We start from the raw sequence: 19,275 nt of genomic DNA, 5'->3' as shown, positions 1-19,275 counted from the left end.
GGTGGTTTACACGCGGCTTTCAGCTTTTAGAAGGAAATCTTTAAATGTCTAAACAGATTCTGGTTCTTCCTGGCGACGGCATCGGTCCTGAAATCATGGCCGAAGCGGTCAAGGTGCTAAAGCTGGCTAACGACAAGTTTCAGCTCGACCTGGAGCTGAGCTACGACGAGTTGGGTGGGGCGGCGGTTGATAAGTACGGCGTGCCATTGGCTGACGAGACGCTCGAGCGTGCTCGTGCTGCGGACGCAATCCTGCTGGGTGCCGTTGGCGGGCCGAAGTGGGACGCAATAGACCCTGCTATCCGGCCTGAGCGTGGTCTGTTGAAGATTCGCTCGCAGCTGGGGTTGTTCGGCAATCTGCGTCCGGCCTTGCTGTACCCGCAACTGGCAGCTGCCTCCAGCCTGAAGCCGGAGATCGTGTCCGGCCTGGATATCCTCATCGTTCGCGAGCTGACCGGGGGAATCTACTTCGGTCAACCACGCGAGAGCAAGGTGCTGGAAAATGGCGAGCGTATGGCTTTCGATACGCTGCCCTACAGCGAGAGCGAAATCCGCCGGATCGCCAAGGTCGGTTTCGACATGGCTCGGGTGCGCAACAGGAAACTCTGCTCGGTGGACAAGGCCAACGTACTGGCATCCAGTCAGCTATGGCGCGCAGTGGTGGAGGAAGTCGGTAAGGACTATCCGGACGTTGCACTCAGCCATATGTATGTCGATAACGCCGCAATGCAGCTGGTGCGCGCACCGAAGCAGTTCGATGTAATCGTCACCGACAACATGTTTGGCGACATCCTGTCGGATGAAGCTTCCATGCTGACAGGTTCAATCGGCATGCTGCCGTCCGCTTCTCTCGATTCGAATAACAAAGGTATGTTCGAGCCTTGTCACGGTTCGGCACCGGACATTGCAGGCAAGGGTATCGCCAATCCGCTGGCAACGATCCTCTCGGTGTCGATGATGCTGCGCTACAGCTTCAACCAGGTCGCTGCAGCAGATGCGATCGAGCAGGCGGTTAGTAACGTGCTGGATCAGGGCCTGCGAACGGGTGATATCTGGTCTGAGGGTTGTGAAAAGGCGAATACCCAGGCGATGGGTGATGCGGTAGTCGCGGCGCTCGCGAAGTTGTAATCTCTCTGGTCCCATTTGCACCAGCCGTTGATAGAGCTTGTGGGCGACGGCTAGGCGGAAACGCCGAGGAGTGCGAGGCGTGGTGTCAGACATAAATGGACAGCGCGCCCGCGCTTTCGAACCCGAAAGCGTATTTCTTAGTCGACGGCCCGTCATGCGGGTCACACATATATAGGTGTAGTTGCGATGAAACGTGTAGGTCTGATCGGTTGGCGCGGTATGGTTGGCTCCGTGCTTATGCAGCGGATGCTGGAGGAGCGGGATTTCGACCTGATCGAGCCGGTATTCTTTACTACTTCCAACGTCGGCGGTCAGGGCCCCTCGATTGGCAAGGATATAGCGCCGCTCAAGGACGCCTACAGCATCGATGAATTGAAATCCCTCGATGTAATTCTTACCTGCCAAGGTGGTGACTACACCAGCGAGGTTTTCCCCAAACTGCGGGAAGCGGGCTGGAAAGGCTACTGGATCGATGCAGCCTCGACGCTGCGTATGCACGACGATGCCGTTATCGTGCTCGATCCGGTCAACCGCAAGGTCATCGATCATCAACTGGACGCGGGCACCCTCAATTACATCGGCGGCAACTGCACGGTCAGCTTGATGCTGATGGGCCTGGGTGGCCTGTTCGAGCATGGGTTGGTCGACTGGATGAGTGCAATGACTTATCAGGCTGCGTCCGGTGCTGGGGCGCAGAATATGCGCGAACTCATCAAGCAGATGGGCAGTATCAACGCATCGGTTGCCAATGAACTGGCTGATCCGGCCAGCGCCATTCTGGACATCGATCGCAAGGTCGCCGAATGCCAACGCTCGGAAGCGTTCCCAGTAGACAATTTCGGCGTTCCACTGGCGGGCAGCTTAATTCCTTACATCGACAAAGAGCTGCCGAACGGCCAGAGCCGCGAAGAGTGGAAGGCACAGGCGGAGACCAACAAGATTCTAGGGCGTTTCAAGAGCCCGATTCCAGTCGACGGTATCTGTGTACGTGTCGGGGCGATGCGTTGCCACAGCCAGGCATTGACCATCAAGCTGAACAAAGATGTGCCCATTTCGGATATTGAAGGCATGATCAGCCAGCACAACCCCTGGGTGAAGCTCGTTCCGAATCATCGAGATGCGAGTATGCAGGAACTGAGTCCGACATCAGTGACTGGCACATTGAGTGTTCCGGTCGGTCGGCTGCGAAAGCTGAACATGGGGTCGCATTACCTTGGCGCATTCACTGTGGGCGATCAGCTGCTGTGGGGTGCTGCAGAGCCTTTGCGACGCATGCTGCGTATCCTTCTCGAGCGATAACTCCCGTACGAGTCAATTCAGAAGCGCCTCGGGATACCGCGGCGCTTTTTTTTTGCGCCATGACAAAGCAAATTACCGCTCTCGATCAGCTTAAGTCTATGCGTCATGTATATGGGGTTGCTTCCACCACAGCGAAGCGCCCGAAGGCACGCAAGGGAAGCGGCATCTGAGATGTTATGCAGGTGATTAATCCAGCCACTCGCTTTTGCACGCCGGGCTAATTTGTGGATTGGGTCTGATAACACGCGAAAAGGCGTGACGGGCAGCGCCAGCTGGTCTGGTGAGTTGTTGATAAAACCCTATCTGTAAAAGATACTTGCTGGAAGTTCGAAGAATTAGTCTAGCTAAAAACGATGTTTAGGCTTATCGCTGACGGGGGACCGCTACCTGGCGGGCGCAGGCAGTGACTATAAGACCCTCTCGAAGATCCGAGAAAAGTTAAAAACAAGGATTTACACAATGGTTCGGGTTCGCAATCTGGTGCTGGCAATCGCGGCTGCTACCGCGCTGACTTCCGAAATGGCTTATGCGCTGGGCTTGGGCGAGGTCACGCTGAAGTCTGCGCTGAATCAACCGCTGGTGGCCGAAATCGAACTGCTGGATGCCAAAACGCTAGCGCCCGGTGAAGTTATTCCGGTTCTGGCGTCCGCTGAAGATTTCAATCGTGCAGGTGTTGATCGCCAGTATTTCCTGACTGACCTGACCTTCACCCCGGTTTTACGCCCAGACGGCAAAAGCGTCATTCGCGTGTCTTCGACCAAACCGGTTCGCGAACCCTATCTGAATTTCCTCATCGAAGTGCTCTGGCCAAGCGGTCGTCTCCTGCGTGAGTACACGTTGCTCCTGGATCCGCCACTGTATTCGCCCGAGATTGCGGCTTCAGTCGCGCCGCAACTGCCGGTTGCCGCTCCGGTTTCCCGGCCAGTCGCTGCCACGCAAGTCGTGTCCCGACCTGCCTCTTCGTCTTCCACGACTCCTACGTCGCAGGGTGGCGAATATAAAGTTACCCCTAACGACACGCTTTGGGAGATAGCAGAGCGGGCCCGTCTGGGTGGTACCGTCCATCAAACCATGTTGGCCATTCAGGATATTAATCCGGACGCGTTCATTGGCAACAACATCAATCGAATGAAGAACGGCCAAGTGCTTCGCTTGCCCAGCGCCGAGCAGATTGGCCGCCGGTCGCAAGCAGAGGCGATTCAGGAGGTTGCCCAGCAGAACGCGAGTTGGCGACAGGCTGCGGGCCCTGGGGCGCCGGCTGCTCGTCAGCTCGACGCAACCCAGCGCGGCTCAGCCGATGCTGCACCCTCGCGTAGCGAGCAAGGCGATAACCTCCGCCTGGTTGCGCCAGAGGCCGGTAAGTCTACCGTTGGCAGCGATGGCGGGGACGGCGCTGACGCTGCAGCGTTGCGCGACAAGCTGGCCGTCAGTGAAGAAAGTCTTGATTCCAGTCGTCGAGAAAATCTCGACCTGAAGGATCGTCTAAATGATCTGCAGGGGCAGTTGGATAAGCTGCAACGACTGATGCAGCTAAAAGACGACCAGCTCGCCAAGTTGCAGGCGCAGCTGGCGTCCGGGGCAGAGGCAGGTCTTGACGTGGCTGCTTCGCCGTCTCCCTCGGTCGATGAAGCCGACAACAGCGCTACGCCTGTGACGCAAGCGGCCGAGGTTGTCCCTGAAGTTGCTACTGAGGCCAATCCTGCTCCGAGCGCCGCGCCTCAGCCGCCCCAGAGTGAGAAGTCAGAAGCTCCTGAGCCGGATGTTCAGGCGCCTGCTGCTACCGCGGCACCGGTTTCTGCTCCGCAAGAACCGCAAGCCGACGGCTATGTTGATGAATTGATGGGTAGTCCCGTTCTACTCGGTGTTCTGGGTGGCAGCGCGTTGTTGCTCCTGCTGGTCGGCTTGATGGTGCTGTCTCGTCGCAACGCGATGAGAGAGGCTGAGTTGCAAGAAAGTCTTCTGGCTGACAATTCGACTGATAGCTTTTATGTTGCGCAGCATGAGCTCAATTCGTCCGACACTGAATCTGCTGACCTAGGTGCCTCTCACGATGCTGATCAGGTTTCTGCTGACTCGCTGGCTGGTACGAGCAGCGATCCCCTGGCGGAAGCAGACATCTATATTGCCTACGGTCGTTTTAATCAGGCAGCCGAGCTGCTTCAGAATGCGCTGAATGACGAGCCACAACGTAGCGACCTGCGCCTAAAGCTCATGGAGGTCTATGCTGAGCTTGGCGACCGAGAAGGGTTTGCCCGCCAGGAAGCAGAGCTACGGGAAATAGGTGGTTCGTCTGCGGAGATCGAGCAAACTAAGGCCAGGTATCCAGCAATGGCGGCCGCAGGTTTTGGCGCGGTGGCTGCGTCTGTCTCCGCGAGCGACGACCTCGACAGTTTCAGTCTGGACAATCTTGAGTTGGAAGAGCCTGCCCCCTTGGCGGAGCAACAGGCGGATGACGATTTTGATCTGAGCCTTGATGATCTCGAACTGGAAGATGACCTGACGGACCTCTCCGTTACGCCTGTCGGCGGGTCCGCTGTGGAGCGGGATGACGTCAACTTCGACGAGATGGGCCTGGATGCCGCAGCACAGGACCAAGCTGCAGATGACTTTTCGTTTGATCTAGACGAACCGGCAACTTCCAGCAATGTCTCCCTGGATGATGAGCTGGCTGGCTTCTCCCTCGATCTAGATGAGCCATCTTCCAGTTCGACTGCTGACGATAATTTGATGCTGGGTCTTGCAGACGAGACTAAGCCGGCCTCGAGCGAGTCAGTGGATGAGCTTGACTTTGGGCTTACTGACCCCGACCAGCCCACGGACATGCCGGACGAGTTCGATCTGTCCTTGGACGACAAGCCCGTTGCGGAGCCTGCGCCGGAAACATTCTCTTCTGAGTTGGAGGTGGTCGAGGCGGATCTGGAAGATCTGTCACGCGATTTCAATGAGCCGCTTGATCAGTCTCCAGCAATGACGACTGGTGCGGTTGAGCCGGTTGCGTCGACACCTGAGGCGCTTGATGACGATTTCGATTTCTTTGCCGATACTGATGAGACCACCACCAAACTTGACCTCGCGCGTGCCTACATCGACATGGGTGATGCTGAGGGTGCCCGCGATATTCTGGACGAAGTAATGAGCGAAGGAAGTGACAACCAGCAGCAAGAGGCGCGAGAGATGCTCGCCAAACTAGCCTGACTATGATTGAAGCAGTACGCCCAGTGGCAGCCGATTCGGCTGCCGCTGACGTTTTCAGAATTGCCCTCGGCGTCGAGTACAAAGGCGCCCGTTATCGGGGCTTCCAACGACAGCGTGACGGCGTACCGTCCATTCAGCTTTCGTTGGAAAACGCCTTGAGCAAGGTTGCTGGCGGTCACTCGGTGACGTTAAGTTGCGCTGGGCGTACCGATGCGCTCGTTCACGCGTGCGCCCAAGTCGTGCATTTCGATACGCCAGTGAAGCGGTCCATGCACGCCTGGGTCATGGGTGCAAACCAGAACCTGCCCAGTGATATAAGCGTGACCTGGGCCAAGGAGATGCCGAACAGCTTCGATGCGCGTTTCAGCGCCATGGCTCGTCGTTACCGATACGTGATCTACAACGACCACATACGACCTGCCCATCTGGCCGAAGAGGTAACCTGGAATCACCGCCCTCTAGACATCGCACGCATGCGTGAGGCAGCTAAAGCGTTCGTTGGAACTCATGACTTCAGTGCCTTCCGTGCTCGCCAATGTCAGGCAAAATCGCCGATCAAAACGATCCATCACCTTGAGTTACTCGAACACGGCAGGCTTATCGTCATCGATGTTCGGGCCAATGCCTTTCTGCACCATATGGTGCGTAACTTTGCCGGCGTTCTCATGACAATTGGCTCCGGCGAGCGGCCTGTGCCATGGGCTAGGGAGGTACTGGAGTCGCGGGTGAGGCGTACTGGTGGAGTGACGGCCCATCCGTACGGGTTGTATCTCGTTCAAGTGGATTATCCAGAGCAGTTCCAGTTACCAGAACGCTTTTTGGGGCCACACTTCCTGTCAGGGCTGCCGGATGTTCGCGCGCTCCAGTGATGAAGCAAAAGGCTAAATTCGAACGGGCCTTGGCGATGCAGGATGTTAGGGGGGCGGGTGATGCAGGTTGCAGCCTCTCGTGCTTTTGTTACCATCCGGGGTCTTCTCTTGCAGGTGCCCGCCGTTGCCTATCGTTCGTAGCAAGATCTGTGGAATTACCCGCGTCGAGGATGCGCTTCTTGCGGCTGAAGCCGGGGCGGACGCAATCGGTCTGGTGTTCTACCCCAAGAGTCCGCGGGCAGTGAGTGTGCAGCAAGCCTGGAATATTGTTGCTGCTCTGCCACCCTTCGTCACAACCGTCGGCTTGTTCGTCAATGCATCGCGTAGCGAGATCAGCGCAACGCTCGATGCCGTACCGTTGGATATGCTTCAGTTTCACGGTGATGAAAGCCCCGCCGACTGCGAAGGTTTCTGTCGACCCTGGTACAAGGCGCTCCGCGTCCAGACGGGCGAGGACGTTCAGCGGCAGGCTGCACGCTATGCTGGTGCCAGCGCCATTCTGCTCGACACTTTTGTTGCTGGCGTTCCTGGGGGGACTGGCGAGATTTTCGACTGGTCGCTCATACCCGCTGACCTCCCTAAGCCTTTGATACTTGCCGGCGGGCTGACTTGCGAAAACGTCCAGCAGGCCGTAGCTGAGGTGCGGCCGTTCGCCGTGGATGTGAGTGGGGGAGTGGAACTTAGCAAGGGCATCAAAGATGCCGCGAGTGTGAGGGAGTTCGTTCGGTTGGTAAGGGCGTCGATGTGACGAACGGAGGTTGCTTGCCGTCCAGTTACCATTCGCTGAATTGTCCAGGCCCATCAATGATGAGCTGCCATTGGTGGGGTTAGGGGCAATCGTCAGTGACAGCGTTTTGTGAATAGTGCCGACGCGACGCAGTGACTCCGGTTGGACACTGGTCGCAAACGTGAATTTTGCCGGTGCGTGCAGTCGCTACGCGCGGGACCGAGAAACTGTGGAGAACAAAAAGCATGAGCAACTGGCTGGTAGATAAGCTGATCCCCTCGATCATGCGCTCGGAAACGCAGAAAAGTTCAGTACCCGAGGGGCTTTGGCATAAATGCCCGTCCTGTGAGGCGGTTCTCTATCGCCCGGAGCTGGAAAAAACCCTGGATGTTTGTCCGAAGTGCCAGCATCACATGCGGATCGACGCGCGAACTCGCCTGGATATATTCCTCGATAAGGAAGGCCGTGAAGAGATCGCTGCAGACCTCGAGCCAGTCGACCGACTGAAATTCCGGGATAGTAAGAAATATAAGGACCGGCTCTCCGCTGCGCAGAAGCAGACCGGGGAAAAAGACGCCCTGATCGCAATGAGTGGCACCTTGATGCATATGCCGGTTGTGGCCTGTGCATTCGAGTTTTCGTTCATGGGCGGTTCTATGGGGGCTATCGTTGGGGAGCGTTTTGTGCGTGCTGCGAACGCTGCGCTTGAGCAACGGTGCCCGCTGGTCTGCTTTGCAGCGTCCGGCGGTGCTCGGATGCAAGAGGCGCTGATTTCGCTGATGCAGATGGCCAAGACATCTGCAGTGCTGGCACGTATGCGCGAGGAGGGGTTGCCCTTCATCTCCGTTCTTACCGACCCGGTTTATGGGGGGGTATCGGCAAGTCTCGCCATGCTGGGAGACGTCATTGTCGCAGAGCCTAAGGCGCTGATTGGTTTCGCCGGTCCGCGCGTTATCGAGCAGACCGTGCGTGAGAAACTGCCTGAAGGTTTCCAGCGCAGTGAGTTCTTGCTTGATCATGGTGCGATCGACTTGATAGTCCCTCGTTCCGAGTTGCGCGCTCGTCTATCGCGTCTGTTGGCCCAGCTTCAGCAGTTGCCTACTCCGGGCGAACCCGCGTTGGTTACGGCTGACGCATGACCGGGCGCAGCCTGGGAGGCTGGCTCGAGTATCTTGAGCAGCTTCATCCTGTTGCTATTGATATGGGCCTTGAGCGGTGCCGCGAAGTCGCCGCAAGGCTAGGACTGACACGTCCGGCTCGCCAGGTCGTCACCGTAACAGGTACCAATGGCAAGGGATCCACGTGCGCCTTCATAGCGCGAATGCTGGCAGGGCAGGGTAAGACGGTGGGTGTTTACAGCTCACCGCATCTGTTGCGCTACAACGAACGGGTTCGTGTCAACGATGCCGATGCGACAGACGAGGCCTTATGCGAAGCATTCGAGGCAGTGGAGCAAGCGAGAGGCTCTGTTTCCCTCACCTATTTCGAAATGGGTACGTTGGCTGCTTTTTGGCTCTTTGAGCGCGAAGCACTTGATGCTGTGGTCCTTGAAGTCGGGCTAGGCGGGCGTCTCGATGCAGTTAACCTAGTCGATGCGGACGTGGCGGTGGTTACCAATATCGGTTTGGACCATGCCGAATGGCTTGGGACTACCCGCGAAAGCGTGGGCTTTGAAAAAGCCGGTATATTTCGCCCTGCAAAGCCCGCCGTATGTGGCGACTTTGATCCGCCAGAATCCTTGTTGGAAAGCGCGTCCCGTTCCGCTGTGCCTCTATTGGTCCGAGGGCGCGATTTCGATCTGAGCAAGGAGGCGGGCCGTTGGCATTGGCGTGGCAAAACCGCCGATGGACGTAGCCTGGAGCTGCTAGATCTACCGATGCTCTCCCTGCCACTGGATAACGCTGCGTTAGCGTTGCAGGCCTTTGCATTGCTTGAATCGTCATGGCAGCCGGAGCAGCTCGTCGAGGCATTGCAAGGCACTCGCGTTACCGGTCGCCTGGATCAGCGCACTGTCTGCTGGCGCGGTGTTGAGCTGACGATCATGCTTGATGTTGGGCATAACCCGCACGCTGCTGACTATTTGGCAGGTCAACTGCTTCAGAAATCGGCGTCCGGTCGCCGCCTTGCCGTCTTCGGCCTTTTGGCTGACAAGGATCTTTTGGGTGTCATCGATGCGCTGAAGACCGTTTTCGACTCCTGGGCGGTGGCGCCCTTGGGAACCCCTCGGTCGCGAACGGTACACGAGTTGAGATCGGCATTGATGGAGCGAGGCGAGGCCGTCACTATCTGCTCTGGAATACCCGAGGCGCTCCAGCAGCAGTGTGAGCAGGCGCGCAAGGGTGACGAGATAGTAGTGTTTGGATCATTTTACTGTGTGGCTGAGGCGCTGGCTTGGCTAGATCAGCTCGCATCGAGCGGAGGGCATGCTCTTGGTAGATAGAAGATTGTTGCAGCGTATTGTCGGCGCGTTGGTGCTTGTTGCGCTGGCGGTAATATTCGTACCGATGCTTTTCAATCGAGATGATGCCGACCAGCAGATCGCTGTTGATGCTCCGGCAATGCCAGAAACACCTGCTGCGCCGATTATTGAGACCCAGCCTGTAGAGGTCCCTGAGCCAGCGGTCGAAGCCATCCCTGAAGATTACGAGATTATCGAAGAAGACTCTGTCGCCGAATCCAGTATTCCCGCTAATCCGATCGATCCAGTTCCAGCGGAGGCACAGCCTGCTCCGGAAGCTTCCGAGCAGGCAGTCACCACAGCCCCACCGCTCATGCCGGAAAATGCGGAAGAGCAGCGGCTGGATACTGCCAACCTGCCGGTTAGTTGGTCGGTTCAGCTGGCCAGCCTTTCCAGTCGCGAGAACGCCGAGAAGTTGCAGAAAACTCTGCGGTCTCAAGGTTATAACGCCTATATACGCACTGCGGACGGGATGAATCGAGTATTCGTGGGGCCGTTGGTGGAGCGGGCGGAGGCCAATCGCTTGCGTGATCAATTGCAACGACAGCATAAACTTGACGGATTCGTAGTACGTTTCAAACCAGAGCAACGCTGATTTTGATGGTGCTCCACCCCTTTTAACGCCAGTCGGGAGGGCGCCTCCACGGTGCTTACTCCCAAGCGGGCGCTCTGCTAAAATACGCCGCCTTTCTCCTTTGCAGGAAACCCTGTGGCATTCACCTGGGTCGATTGGGCGTTTATCGCCGTTGTGGTCATTTCCAGCTTGATCAGTTTGAAACGAGGCTTCGTTAAGGAGGCGCTTTCACTGCTCACCTGGATCATCGCCGGGGTTGTTGCCTGGATGTTTGGTGGCGCGCTTTCGCACTACCTCGCGGAGTTCATCAGCACACCTTCCTTTCAGGTCATTGCGGCGTGCCTAATTCTGTTCGTCCTGACTTTGTTAGTCGGGGCACTGGTCAACTTCCTCATCGGAGAACTGGTGCGGGTTACTGGCCTTTCCGGTACTGATCGTTTCCTTGGCATGGTGTTCGGCGCCGCACGAGGGGGGCTGTTGGTCGTGGTATTGGTTGGCCTGCTCAGCCTCGCCCCTGTCCAGCAAGATCCCTGGTGGCGAGAGTCGACACTGTTACCGCATTTTCTGTTGGTTGCTGACTGGTCGAAGAACCTGATTCTCGGGTTTGGAAGTCAGTGGGTGGCCGGTTCGCTCGATGCTTCAAGCTGAGGCGAGCACTCATTAGAAGGACGTGCCAAGGCTCAAGCCAGTGCTATGTCCGGATCAGCCTGTAACAACTGAGAGGTTCCTTGCATGTGTGGCATTGTCGGCATTGTCGGTAAGTCGAACGTCAACCAGGCGTTGTATGACGCGCTTACCGTACTGCAACATCGTGGGCAGGACGCCGCCGGAATCGTGACCAGTGACAGCGGCAAGCTGTTTCTACGCAAGGACAACGGGCTGGTACGGGACGTCTTCCAGCAGCGTCACATGCAGCGGCTGGTAGGCAACATGGGTATCGGTCATGTGCGTTATCCCACGGCGGGCAGCTCGAGCTCGGCAGAGGCGCAGCCATTTTATGTGAACTCCCCTTATGGCATCACGCTGGCGCACAACGGCAACCTGACCAATGTCGACCAGTTGACCAAGGAAATATACGAGTCCGACCTGCGCCATGTGAACACCAACTCAGACTCGGAAGTGCTGCTCAATGTTTTCGCCCATGAGCTGGCAGTGCGGGGCAAGTTGCAGCCCACCGAGGAGGATGTCTTTGCCGCCGTTGCAAAGGTGCATGAACGTTGTGTGGGCGGCTATGCCGTAGTAGCTATGGTCACCGGCTATGGCATTGTTGGCTTCCGCGATCCGCATGCAATACGGCCAATTGTGTTCGGCCAGCGTCACACCGATCAGGGTGTGGAGTACATGATCGCGTCTGAGAGCGTCGCGCTGGATGTACTGGGCTTTTCGCTGATTCGCGATCTAGCCCCAGGCGAAGCCGTCTACATCACGGCTGATGGCAAGTTGCACACTCGTCAGTGTGCGCCTAACCCGCACTACGCCCCCTGCATCTTCGAACATGTCTATCTGGCGCGTTCGGATTCGCTGATGGACGGCGTGTCGGTATACAAGGCGCGCCTGCGCATGGGTGAGAAACTGGCTGACAAGATTCTTCGGGAGCGTCCCGAACATGACATCGACGTGGTCATCCCGATTCCCGACACCAGCCGCACGGCTGCATTGGAACTGGCGAACCGGCTTGGCGTAAAGTTTCGCGAAGGATTTGTGAAAAATCGTTATATCGGTCGGACCTTCATCATGCCCGGTCAGGCCGCGCGCAAGAAGTCGGTACGTCAGAAGCTCAATGCCATCGACCTCGAGTTTCGCGGCAAAAATGTGATGCTTGTGGATGACTCCATTGTCCGCGGTACGACCTGCAAGCAAATCATCCAGATGGCTCGCGAAGCCGGGGCTAAAAACGTCTATTTCTGTTCTGCAGCGCCAGCCGTTCGATATCCGAACGTTTATGGCATCGACATGCCCAGTGCACACGAGCTCATCGCGCACAATCGCAGCACCGAAGAGGTCGCCGAACTTATTGGTGCCGACTGGCTCGTCTATCAGGACCTACAAGACCTGATCGAGGCTGTTGGCGGCGGTAAGGTAAAGATTGAGAACTTCGATTGCGCAGTGTTTGACGGTAAGTACGTGACCGGCGATATCGATGACGTTTATCTGCACAAGATCGAGCAGGCCCGCAATGACCTGAGCAAAAGCAAGGGCGTCGCCGGCAGCGCCATTATCGACCTGTATAACAACTGATCGACCCGGCGGCTTTGCCGCCACGGTCCAGGGTGGAAATGACTATGACAACCGACTGGGACGCAGGCCGTCTGGACAGTGATTTGTCCGGTGTGAGCATGGATACGCTGGCTGTTCGAGCGGGCCAGCGCCGCTCGCCTGAGGGGGAGCATGGCGAAGGGTTATTCCTCACGTCCAGCTATGTGTTCCGAAGTGCGGCTGACGCTGCGTCGCGTTTTGCCGGTGAGACGCCAGGGAATGTCTATTCACGCTATACCAACCCCACCGTGCGAGCATTCGAAGAGCGTATTGCCGCCATGGAAGGCGCTGAGCAGGCCGTAGCGACCGCGTCGGGGATGTCCGCAATCCTGGCCATGGTGATGAGCCTGTGCTCCGCTGGCGACCACGTGCTGGTATCGCGCAGCGTTTTCGGAGCTACCGTTTCGTTGTTCGAGAAATACCTCAAGCGTTTCGGGCTGCAGGTCGATTACGTACCGCTTACCGATCTTGCAGACTGGGCGCCCGCATTCAAGCCCAACACCAGGTTGGTTTTCGTCGAGTCCCCCTCCAACCCGCTGGCCGAGTTGGTTGATATTGCCGAGCTGGCTGCGCTGTGTCATAACAATGGTGCCATGCTCGCGGTGGACAATTGCTTCTGCACACCTGTCCTGCAGCAGCCGCTGGCACTTGGTGCCGATATTGTCATTCATTCCGCCACCAAATACATCGATGGCCAAGGCCGCTGTCTTGGCGGTGTGGTTGCTGGTCGTGCCGAACAAATGAAGGAAGTGGTGGGATTTCTGCGCACAGCAGGACCGACGTTGAGTCCGTTCAACGCCTGGGTCTTTCTCAAAGGCCTGGAAACGCTGCGCCTGCGTATGCAAGCACACTGTGCCAGTGCGCGCGCATTGGCGGAGTGGCTAGAGCAACAGCCGGGCGTCGAGAAAGTTTATTACGCAGGGTTGCCTAGCCATCCTCAATACGAACTGGCCAAGCGTCAGCAGAAAGACTTTGGTGCGGTCTTGAGCTTCGAGGTGGCTGGCGGCAAAGAGGGCGCCTGGCGTTTCATCGATGCCACTCGCTTGATCTCAATCACGGCGAATCTGGGTGATAGCAAAACCACCATCACCCATCCCGGATCCACCACCCATGGGCGTCTATCTGCCGAAGACCGAGCCAAAGCAGGGATCCGTGATAGCTTGATTCGGGTAGCTGTGGGGCTTGAGGACGTGTCTGACCTGCAAGCTGATCTCGCACGAGGATTGGCTGCGCTTTAGATCGATACAGTAAAAAAAGCCCCGCTTAGGCGGGGCTTTTTTTTACTGGCTGGACGCCGACGCAACCTGTCAGTGTCGAGTGTCAGTGGTTCAGTTCTTCATCGGCTCGAAATTCACCACAAAACCATCAAGCCGCTGTTCGATCTCCAGTTGGTCCCGAATCCGACTGGCTTCCTGCCGACTGTCTATCGGGCCCACGAAGACCCGGTGCGTGCGCCCGCTGACGCGCAGGTAGGCCTCAAATCCTTCCTCGCGAAGCTTGTTCGCCAGCCCCCGGGCACTGTCGCCATTTTGCAGGCTCGCCAGCTGCACTGCCCAGCCTGAGCGAACCGGCGCTTGAGCCGGAGGCTGCGGTTGTGCGGTGAAGCTCTGTGGCGCGCGTTGCGTTGCCGGTGTAGCGGGCATACGGCTGCGTTGGCGGGGTTCGTTGGAGCGCAGGTCGATTGCCGGGGCCGGCTGTCCCTGCCCATCGAACAGGCCTTCAGGCGTGGCTGGCAGGATACTCGGGCTGCCTGGACTGGTTTCGATGACTCGGATGTCGCTGTACTTTTTGCCGGACAGCGCGGCCAGGCCAGCACGGTCGCGAATCACTGTCGGCCGCAGAAACACCATCAAGTTGCGTTTGATATGACTTTCCTGGGTGGAGCGGAACAACGCTCCCAGCAGTGGGATATCGCCGAGCAGCGGCACCTTGGAATCGGTACGAGTCACGTCGTCCTGAATCAAACCACCCAGTACGATGACTTGGCCGTCTTCGGCGAGGATGGTGCTCTTGATTGATCGCTTGTTGGTCACCAGATCCACGGCCTGCGCCGAAAGGCTTGCGGACGGTGCGATCGAAGAAATCTCCTGCTCGATCTCCAGGCGCAGCGTGGCGCCCTCGTTGATATGCGGGACCACCTTGAGTGTGACGCCGATATCCTCTCGCTCGATCGTGGTAAACGGGTTGTTCGCACCAGACGCGTCGGTTGTGTAGGTGCCGGTCTGGAACGGCACGTTCTGCCCCACCAGAATCTCGGCTTCCTGATTGTCTAGCGTTAGCAGGCTCGGGGTCGAGAGCAGATTGCTCTTGCTGTTGGCAGACAGTGCGGTAATCAGTGCACCAAAGCTACGCGTGCCAACACCGATGATGGCGCCGTCGGGCAGATTGCTTGGGATCTCATTGTCATTGATGGCGTTGAGCACGCTGCCGATGGAAAGGCCCGTGTTACCGAAGCTGACACCACCGACTCCGCCAGTGCCACCTCGCGCATCCACGGCCCACTGCACGCCAAGTGCGTCAGTGATGTCACCGGATACTTCGACGATGGCTGCTTCTACCATCACCTGAGCCCGGGGCACATCGAGTTGGCGAACTATCGATTCGAGCGTCGAGATCAGTTCCGGTTCGGCCAGCATGACCAGAGCGTTGAGGCTCTCGTCGGCGCGAATGAGTATGTTCTGCTGGCGACCACCCTGGGCTTCGCCATCTCCAGGTGTGGCAAGCCCTTCGGAAATGTCTCCGAGCGTCTCGGCGAGCGATTTGGCGTCATTGTGGCGCAGGCGAATCACTCGGGTATTGGCTGAGCGCGTGCTGGGTGAATCGAGTGTATTGGCCAGGCTGGCCAACTTCTGGCGGGCCAGTTCTGGTCCGGTAAAGATCAGACGGTTAGTGCGCGAATCGGCAATGATCTGCGCACCGGCAGTGTCTTTGGCTTCTCCGCGTGCCAAGGTATTACGCAGCACCTCAGCGATGTCCACAGCCCAGCCGTATTGCAGATTCACCACCGAGTAATCGTCGTTTTGGGCTTTGTCGAGCTGTCGTACCAGGTCTTCGATGCGCGCGATGTTGGCGCTGCGGTCGCTGATGATCAGCGCGTTGGCCGAGCTGACGGCCGCAAGATGCCCGTATTGCGGCACCAGGGGACGGATCAATGGAATCAATTCAGTGGCCGAGGTGTGCTGGACCTGGATGACGCGAGTCTCCAGCAGATCTCCACCGGTCGGTCCTCCGCCAGCCTCCGACTTGGCTTCAGCATTGGGCACGATTCGAGCGACTTCACCCTGGGTGAGCACGCTGAAGCCGTGGGTGGCCATGACTGACAGGAAGAGCTGGTAGATTTCTTCAAGGGAAAGGGTCGTTGACGACACGACGCTCACCTGTCCCTTTACGCGAGGATCGACAATAAAGGTCTGCCCGGTCAGCTGGCTTATCTGATCGATAAAGGCTCGGATATCCGCATCCTTGAGGTTGATCGTCCAGCCGTCCTGTTGGGTCTCGCTCGGCTCGATTCCTGGGTCGGCGGCGTACAGAGGCAGGGAAGCGGCAAGCAGACCGGCGGCGAGCAAAGCAATGAGCGGGCGGGAGGAAAATGGCAGCATCGGTCAGTTGTCTTCCGTGGTCTGTTCGTCGGAGGGCATGGTTTCTGGCGGGCTTGTAGTCCCTTCCATCTGTTGCCGGAGTGCTTCCATCTGCTGTTGAAGCATCTCGGCTTGCGGATCGAGTATTTCCTCCTCCGCTGGCTCACTATAGTCGGGCAGGCTATCGAGCGCGGCCGTGGGGGAGCGAACGCTTGGGAAAAACAAGCTCTCGATACGATCACCACGCTTCACTTCGACCCTGTCTGGGTGAACGCTGTACAGGCGCACCCCCGATTCAAGTTCCTGGTCAATCCGGTAAAGCTGCGGCGGTTGGCTGCTCAGCTGAATGATTGCGGTCGACCGAGCCGGGTCCGCATGAACGAAGCTGCCTAGCAAGGTTAGATTAGAACTCGATTCGCCGGGCCTATAGCTCTGGCCGGTTGAAGGAGGAGATCCAAATAGCTGCTCCATTCGCTCAAGATCAGGTGCTGCCCCGGTAACTTGGCGATCGTCCAGCATAGCGGCAGGCGGCGTTTGAGTCAGTTTGAGCCAGGTCATGATCTGGCCAGCCAGATAGAGGCCGAATAGCACGACGACCACTGCGCTAACGACCAGGGGCGCATACTGGCGAACTTTCTGCAGTGCTGCGGGGGAAGCCAAGCTAGGCGCTCCATGAAACCAAGTGATTGATGACGGTGACCGCTTGTTCGATCGCGGAAGCTGCAAGCGGCGGGCTTGGCTGGCAGTGTAGACCCAGACCATGACAAACAAGCACCTGAGTATGCCAGTGCAACTGACTGTTTTTCAGGCAAAAGGTGCCCAACGGCCGGTCAATTACAGCAACCATTTGGGTTCGCCGTTATTTTTTTATAAATAATCGCGGCACAGTGTTGACTTGGTGAGGGGGGGTGCGTAAATTGCGCGCCTCGCAGGGCGATCAGCCACTAGTCACAACGGTTGAGAATTGAAGCTTTGCGAATCGGACGAAAGTCCGGCCGACGCGCAGCGGTAGTTCAGTCGGTTAGAATACCGGCCTGTCACGCCGGGGGTCGCGGGTTCGAGTCCCGTCCGCTGCGCCATATCTGCTTCCCATTTGCGGAAGCCACGCGAAAAGCGGCCTTAAGGCCGCTTTTTTCGTTTCTACCTTCCTCATGCTGGTTTCGATCTCATCAATCGGCCCCATCCACGCCGATGCGTCTGGTCTGGATCTGCACGCCTGTGTATCAAGCTAAATTCTCAAACTTGTACATCCAACGTGCGCGGTGAAGGTTTTTTCGCTCTTCCGGAGGGTTTTTCATCCGAATAACCACTTGTTACTGACGATAATCGCGAAATACTTGTACAAATATATGTCAATGTGCCATTGTCTTGTACAGGATATGGCCGGCTCACAGTTTCTGGTGGCGCGCCGTAACGACCTTTATCGCTAGCTGCCTAGCAGCTCCCGTACAGAGACTCATCATGAACAAGCATATGTCAGTGTCCAGGCGCCTCGGTCTCGGTTTTTTCGTCGTACTCGCGTTGATGGCGGTTGTTGCAATGATCAGTGCGTTCAAGGTCGACACCATTGATCAGACCATGAAGAGCATCAGTTCTCAGGCAGGTTTGAAGCAGCGCTACGCGATCAATTTCCGCGGTAGCGTTCACGACCGGGCGATTGCCGTACGCGACGCGGTAAGCGCGGCTGACCCGAATTTTGCGCGTAATCGGGTAGCTGAAATCGACCGGCTTGCAAAAATGTATGCCGACTCGGCCGGTCCGATGAAGGCAATGTTGGCCCAGCGCACCGCTGACCCTATCGAGCTTCAACTGATGGGACAGATCGAAGCGGTAGAAGTGAAGACCAATGAGCTGACCAGGCAAGTTATCGACATGCGGTTCGCTCAAGGCTCGGAACGGGCCTACGCCTTTCTCCTGGAAAACGTCGCAGGTGGCTATGACGAATGGCTGCGCCTGATCAACGCCTTTATCGATCATCAGGAGATGTCCATAAATCAGCAGGTGACCGTAGTACGTGATACGGCTAGCGGCTTTCTCATGCTCATCGTCACTGTCACCGGCATAGCGATTTTGTTGGGCACGGCGATCGCAGTGCTGATCATCCGCAAGTTGCGATCAACCCTCGGCGCAGAGCCAGATGAAGTGGCCCGCGTAATCGGCAACCTTGCCGATGGCGACCTCGGCCAGGTGATCCTCACCCGCTATCCGGACAGCGTTATGGGTGCGACTGCAAAAATGGCCAGCCGATTGACCGGCATCATCGCCGAAGTTCGTGCGGCTGCAGACGGGCTTGGCGTGGCGTCAGGAGAACTGCTGACCTCATCGTCCAACAGCAATCAGCAGATCCAGCAGCAGTCCGCCGAGGCCGAGCAGGTGGCGACCGCCATTAATCAGATGGCAGCGACCGTCAGTGAAGTCGCCAACTTTGCTGCCCGCGCCGCGTCTGCAGCCAAAAGTGCCGACGAGCAAGTCGAGACCGGTACCCGTGTGGTGGGCGAAACGGCGATATCGATCCACAATCTGGCCAAGGTGCTTGAGGAGGCCACCGAAACGGTTACCCAGGTTTCCGAGCAAAGCGGCAGCATCGAAAAAATTCTTCAGGTCATCACCGCCATTGCAGAGCAGACCAACCTTTTGGCCCTGAATGCTGCCATCGAGGCGGCGCGTGCCGGGGAGCACGGCCGAGGATTCGCGGTCGTGGCCGACGAGGTGAGGTCGCTGGCCAACCGCACCCAGCAGTCATCGAGTGAGATCAGTGAAATGATCGAGTCCTTGCAGGCTGGAGCAGGCAAGGCGACAGAGGTGATGCAGGCCAGTAGGCGAATGGCGCAACAGACGGTCGAGCAAACTCACGAGGCGGAGGGGGCGCTGTCGAAGATTCGCCAAGAGGTCGGCTCGATCAACGAAATGAATGCTCAGATCGCAACGGCCTCGGAAGAGCAGAGTGCGGTGGCCGAGGAGGTGAACCAGAGCGTCACGCGCATCCATGATTCGGCCGTCGCCAGTTCTGCTGCCTCCAATCAAGTAGCCGCCTCGAGTCGAGACCTGACGACGCTCGCTCAGGAGTTGAATCGCAAGGTGGGTTACTTCCGAGGCTGATGCTGCGTGGTGATGCCTTGCTGATGCACGCCATGCTTTCTTTGCGATTCTCAATGGGCTGCCAACAACGGCGTGGTAGTTGCTGCACATGCA

General features: G+C 57.5%; 14 protein-coding genes, 1 tRNA gene and 1 pseudogene. 14 read left to right on the top strand and 2 right to left on the bottom strand.

What is annotated here, in order from left to right; genetic code table 11:
* The first annotated feature begins 44 nt into the window (after nucleotides 1-44).
* The 11 genes from leuB (at nucleotide 45) to ALTERO38_RS09145 (ending at nucleotide 13,743) form a co-directional block, all read left to right on the top strand.
* Nucleotides 45-1,127, top strand: a complete 1,083-nt coding sequence (leuB, locus tag ALTERO38_RS09195) for a 3-isopropylmalate dehydrogenase (protein ID WP_159968192.1) — start codon at nucleotides 45-47, stop codon at nucleotides 1,125-1,127.
* Nucleotides 1,128-1,313: 186 nt separating this feature from the next.
* On the top strand, nucleotides 1,314-2,426 hold the full coding sequence (gene asd, locus ALTERO38_RS09190; RefSeq protein WP_159968191.1) for an aspartate-semialdehyde dehydrogenase: 1,113 nt from the start codon (nucleotides 1,314-1,316) through the stop codon (nucleotides 2,424-2,426).
* 459 nt (nucleotides 2,427-2,885) lie between these two features.
* Nucleotides 2,886-5,621 (top strand): FimV/HubP family polar landmark protein, encoded by a 2,736-nt coding sequence (locus ALTERO38_RS09185; protein ID WP_159968190.1) that lies wholly within the window; start codon nucleotides 2,886-2,888, stop codon nucleotides 5,619-5,621.
* Between the two features lie 2 nt (nucleotides 5,622-5,623).
* Entirely contained in the window at nucleotides 5,624-6,490 is an 867-nt protein-coding gene (gene truA / locus ALTERO38_RS09180) for a tRNA pseudouridine(38-40) synthase TruA (RefSeq protein WP_159968189.1), read from the top strand.
* A 124-nt stretch (nucleotides 6,491-6,614) separates the two neighbouring features.
* The gene (locus ALTERO38_RS09175; protein ID WP_159968188.1) at nucleotides 6,615-7,238 is read left to right on the top strand and encodes a phosphoribosylanthranilate isomerase; all 624 of its coding nucleotides are present in this window, start codon (nucleotides 6,615-6,617) and stop codon (nucleotides 7,236-7,238) included.
* A gap of 224 nt (nucleotides 7,239-7,462) precedes the next feature.
* A complete protein-coding gene (gene accD / locus ALTERO38_RS09170) occupies nucleotides 7,463-8,356 on the top strand; it encodes an acetyl-CoA carboxylase, carboxyltransferase subunit beta (protein WP_159968187.1) in 894 nt (297 codons plus the stop codon).
* Nucleotides 8,353-9,657: a bifunctional tetrahydrofolate synthase/dihydrofolate synthase gene (gene folC, locus ALTERO38_RS09165; RefSeq protein ID WP_159968186.1), complete on the top strand. Its 1,305-nt coding sequence runs from the start codon at nucleotides 8,353-8,355 to the stop codon at nucleotides 9,655-9,657. The genes accD and folC overlap by 4 nt, the downstream gene beginning before the upstream one ends.
* Nucleotides 9,641-10,270, top strand: a complete 630-nt coding sequence (locus ALTERO38_RS09160; RefSeq protein WP_159968185.1) for an SPOR domain-containing protein — start codon at nucleotides 9,641-9,643, stop codon at nucleotides 10,268-10,270. Before folC ends, ALTERO38_RS09160 begins: the two co-directional genes overlap by 17 nt.
* A gap of 114 nt (nucleotides 10,271-10,384) precedes the next feature.
* Nucleotides 10,385-10,897, top strand: coding sequence for a CvpA family protein (locus ALTERO38_RS09155; RefSeq protein WP_159968184.1), 513 nt, complete (start codon nucleotides 10,385-10,387; stop codon nucleotides 10,895-10,897).
* An 84-nt stretch (nucleotides 10,898-10,981) separates the two neighbouring features.
* Nucleotides 10,982-12,487: an amidophosphoribosyltransferase gene (gene purF, locus ALTERO38_RS09150; RefSeq protein WP_148926229.1), complete on the top strand. Its 1,506-nt coding sequence runs from the start codon at nucleotides 10,982-10,984 to the stop codon at nucleotides 12,485-12,487.
* Between the two features lie 44 nt (nucleotides 12,488-12,531).
* Entirely contained in the window at nucleotides 12,532-13,743 is a 1,212-nt protein-coding gene (locus ALTERO38_RS09145) for an O-succinylhomoserine sulfhydrylase (protein ID WP_159968183.1), read from the top strand.
* A 90-nt stretch (nucleotides 13,744-13,833) separates the two neighbouring features.
* Here the strand turns inward: ALTERO38_RS09145 and gspD are convergent, their stop codons facing one another.
* Both gspD and ALTERO38_RS09135 read right to left on the bottom strand, forming a co-directional pair.
* A complete protein-coding gene (gene gspD / locus ALTERO38_RS09140) occupies nucleotides 13,834-16,104 on the bottom strand; it encodes a type II secretion system secretin GspD (protein ID WP_159968182.1) in 2,271 nt (756 codons plus the stop codon).
* 3 nt (nucleotides 16,105-16,107) lie between these two features.
* Nucleotides 16,108-16,743, bottom strand: coding sequence for a type II secretion system protein N (locus ALTERO38_RS09135; RefSeq protein WP_159968181.1), 636 nt, complete (start codon nucleotides 16,741-16,743; stop codon nucleotides 16,108-16,110).
* A 342-nt stretch (nucleotides 16,744-17,085) separates the two neighbouring features.
* Here ALTERO38_RS09135 and ALTERO38_RS09130 point away from each other — a divergent pair.
* From ALTERO38_RS09130 to ALTERO38_RS09125, 3 genes and pseudogenes are all read left to right on the top strand, one after another.
* Nucleotides 17,086-17,162 (top strand) — tRNA-Asp (locus ALTERO38_RS09130).
* Between the two features lie 382 nt (nucleotides 17,163-17,544).
* Nucleotides 17,545-18,054, top strand: a pseudogene (locus tag ALTERO38_RS21780) (MCP four helix bundle domain-containing protein); the annotation flags it as partial.
* A gap of 12 nt (nucleotides 18,055-18,066) precedes the next feature.
* Entirely contained in the window at nucleotides 18,067-19,182 is a 1,116-nt protein-coding gene (locus tag ALTERO38_RS09125; protein WP_372239410.1) for a methyl-accepting chemotaxis protein, read from the top strand.
* The last annotated feature ends 93 nt before the right edge of the window (nucleotides 19,183-19,275 follow it).

Origin of the sequence: Pseudomonas sp. 9Ag (assembly GCF_902506445.1) — a bacterium.
GTDB lineage: Bacteria > Pseudomonadota > Gammaproteobacteria > Pseudomonadales > Pseudomonadaceae > Stutzerimonas > Stutzerimonas stutzeri_AB.
The sequence above is the reverse complement of the archived record's forward strand: the minus strand, read 5'-3'. Positions and strand labels throughout refer to the sequence as shown.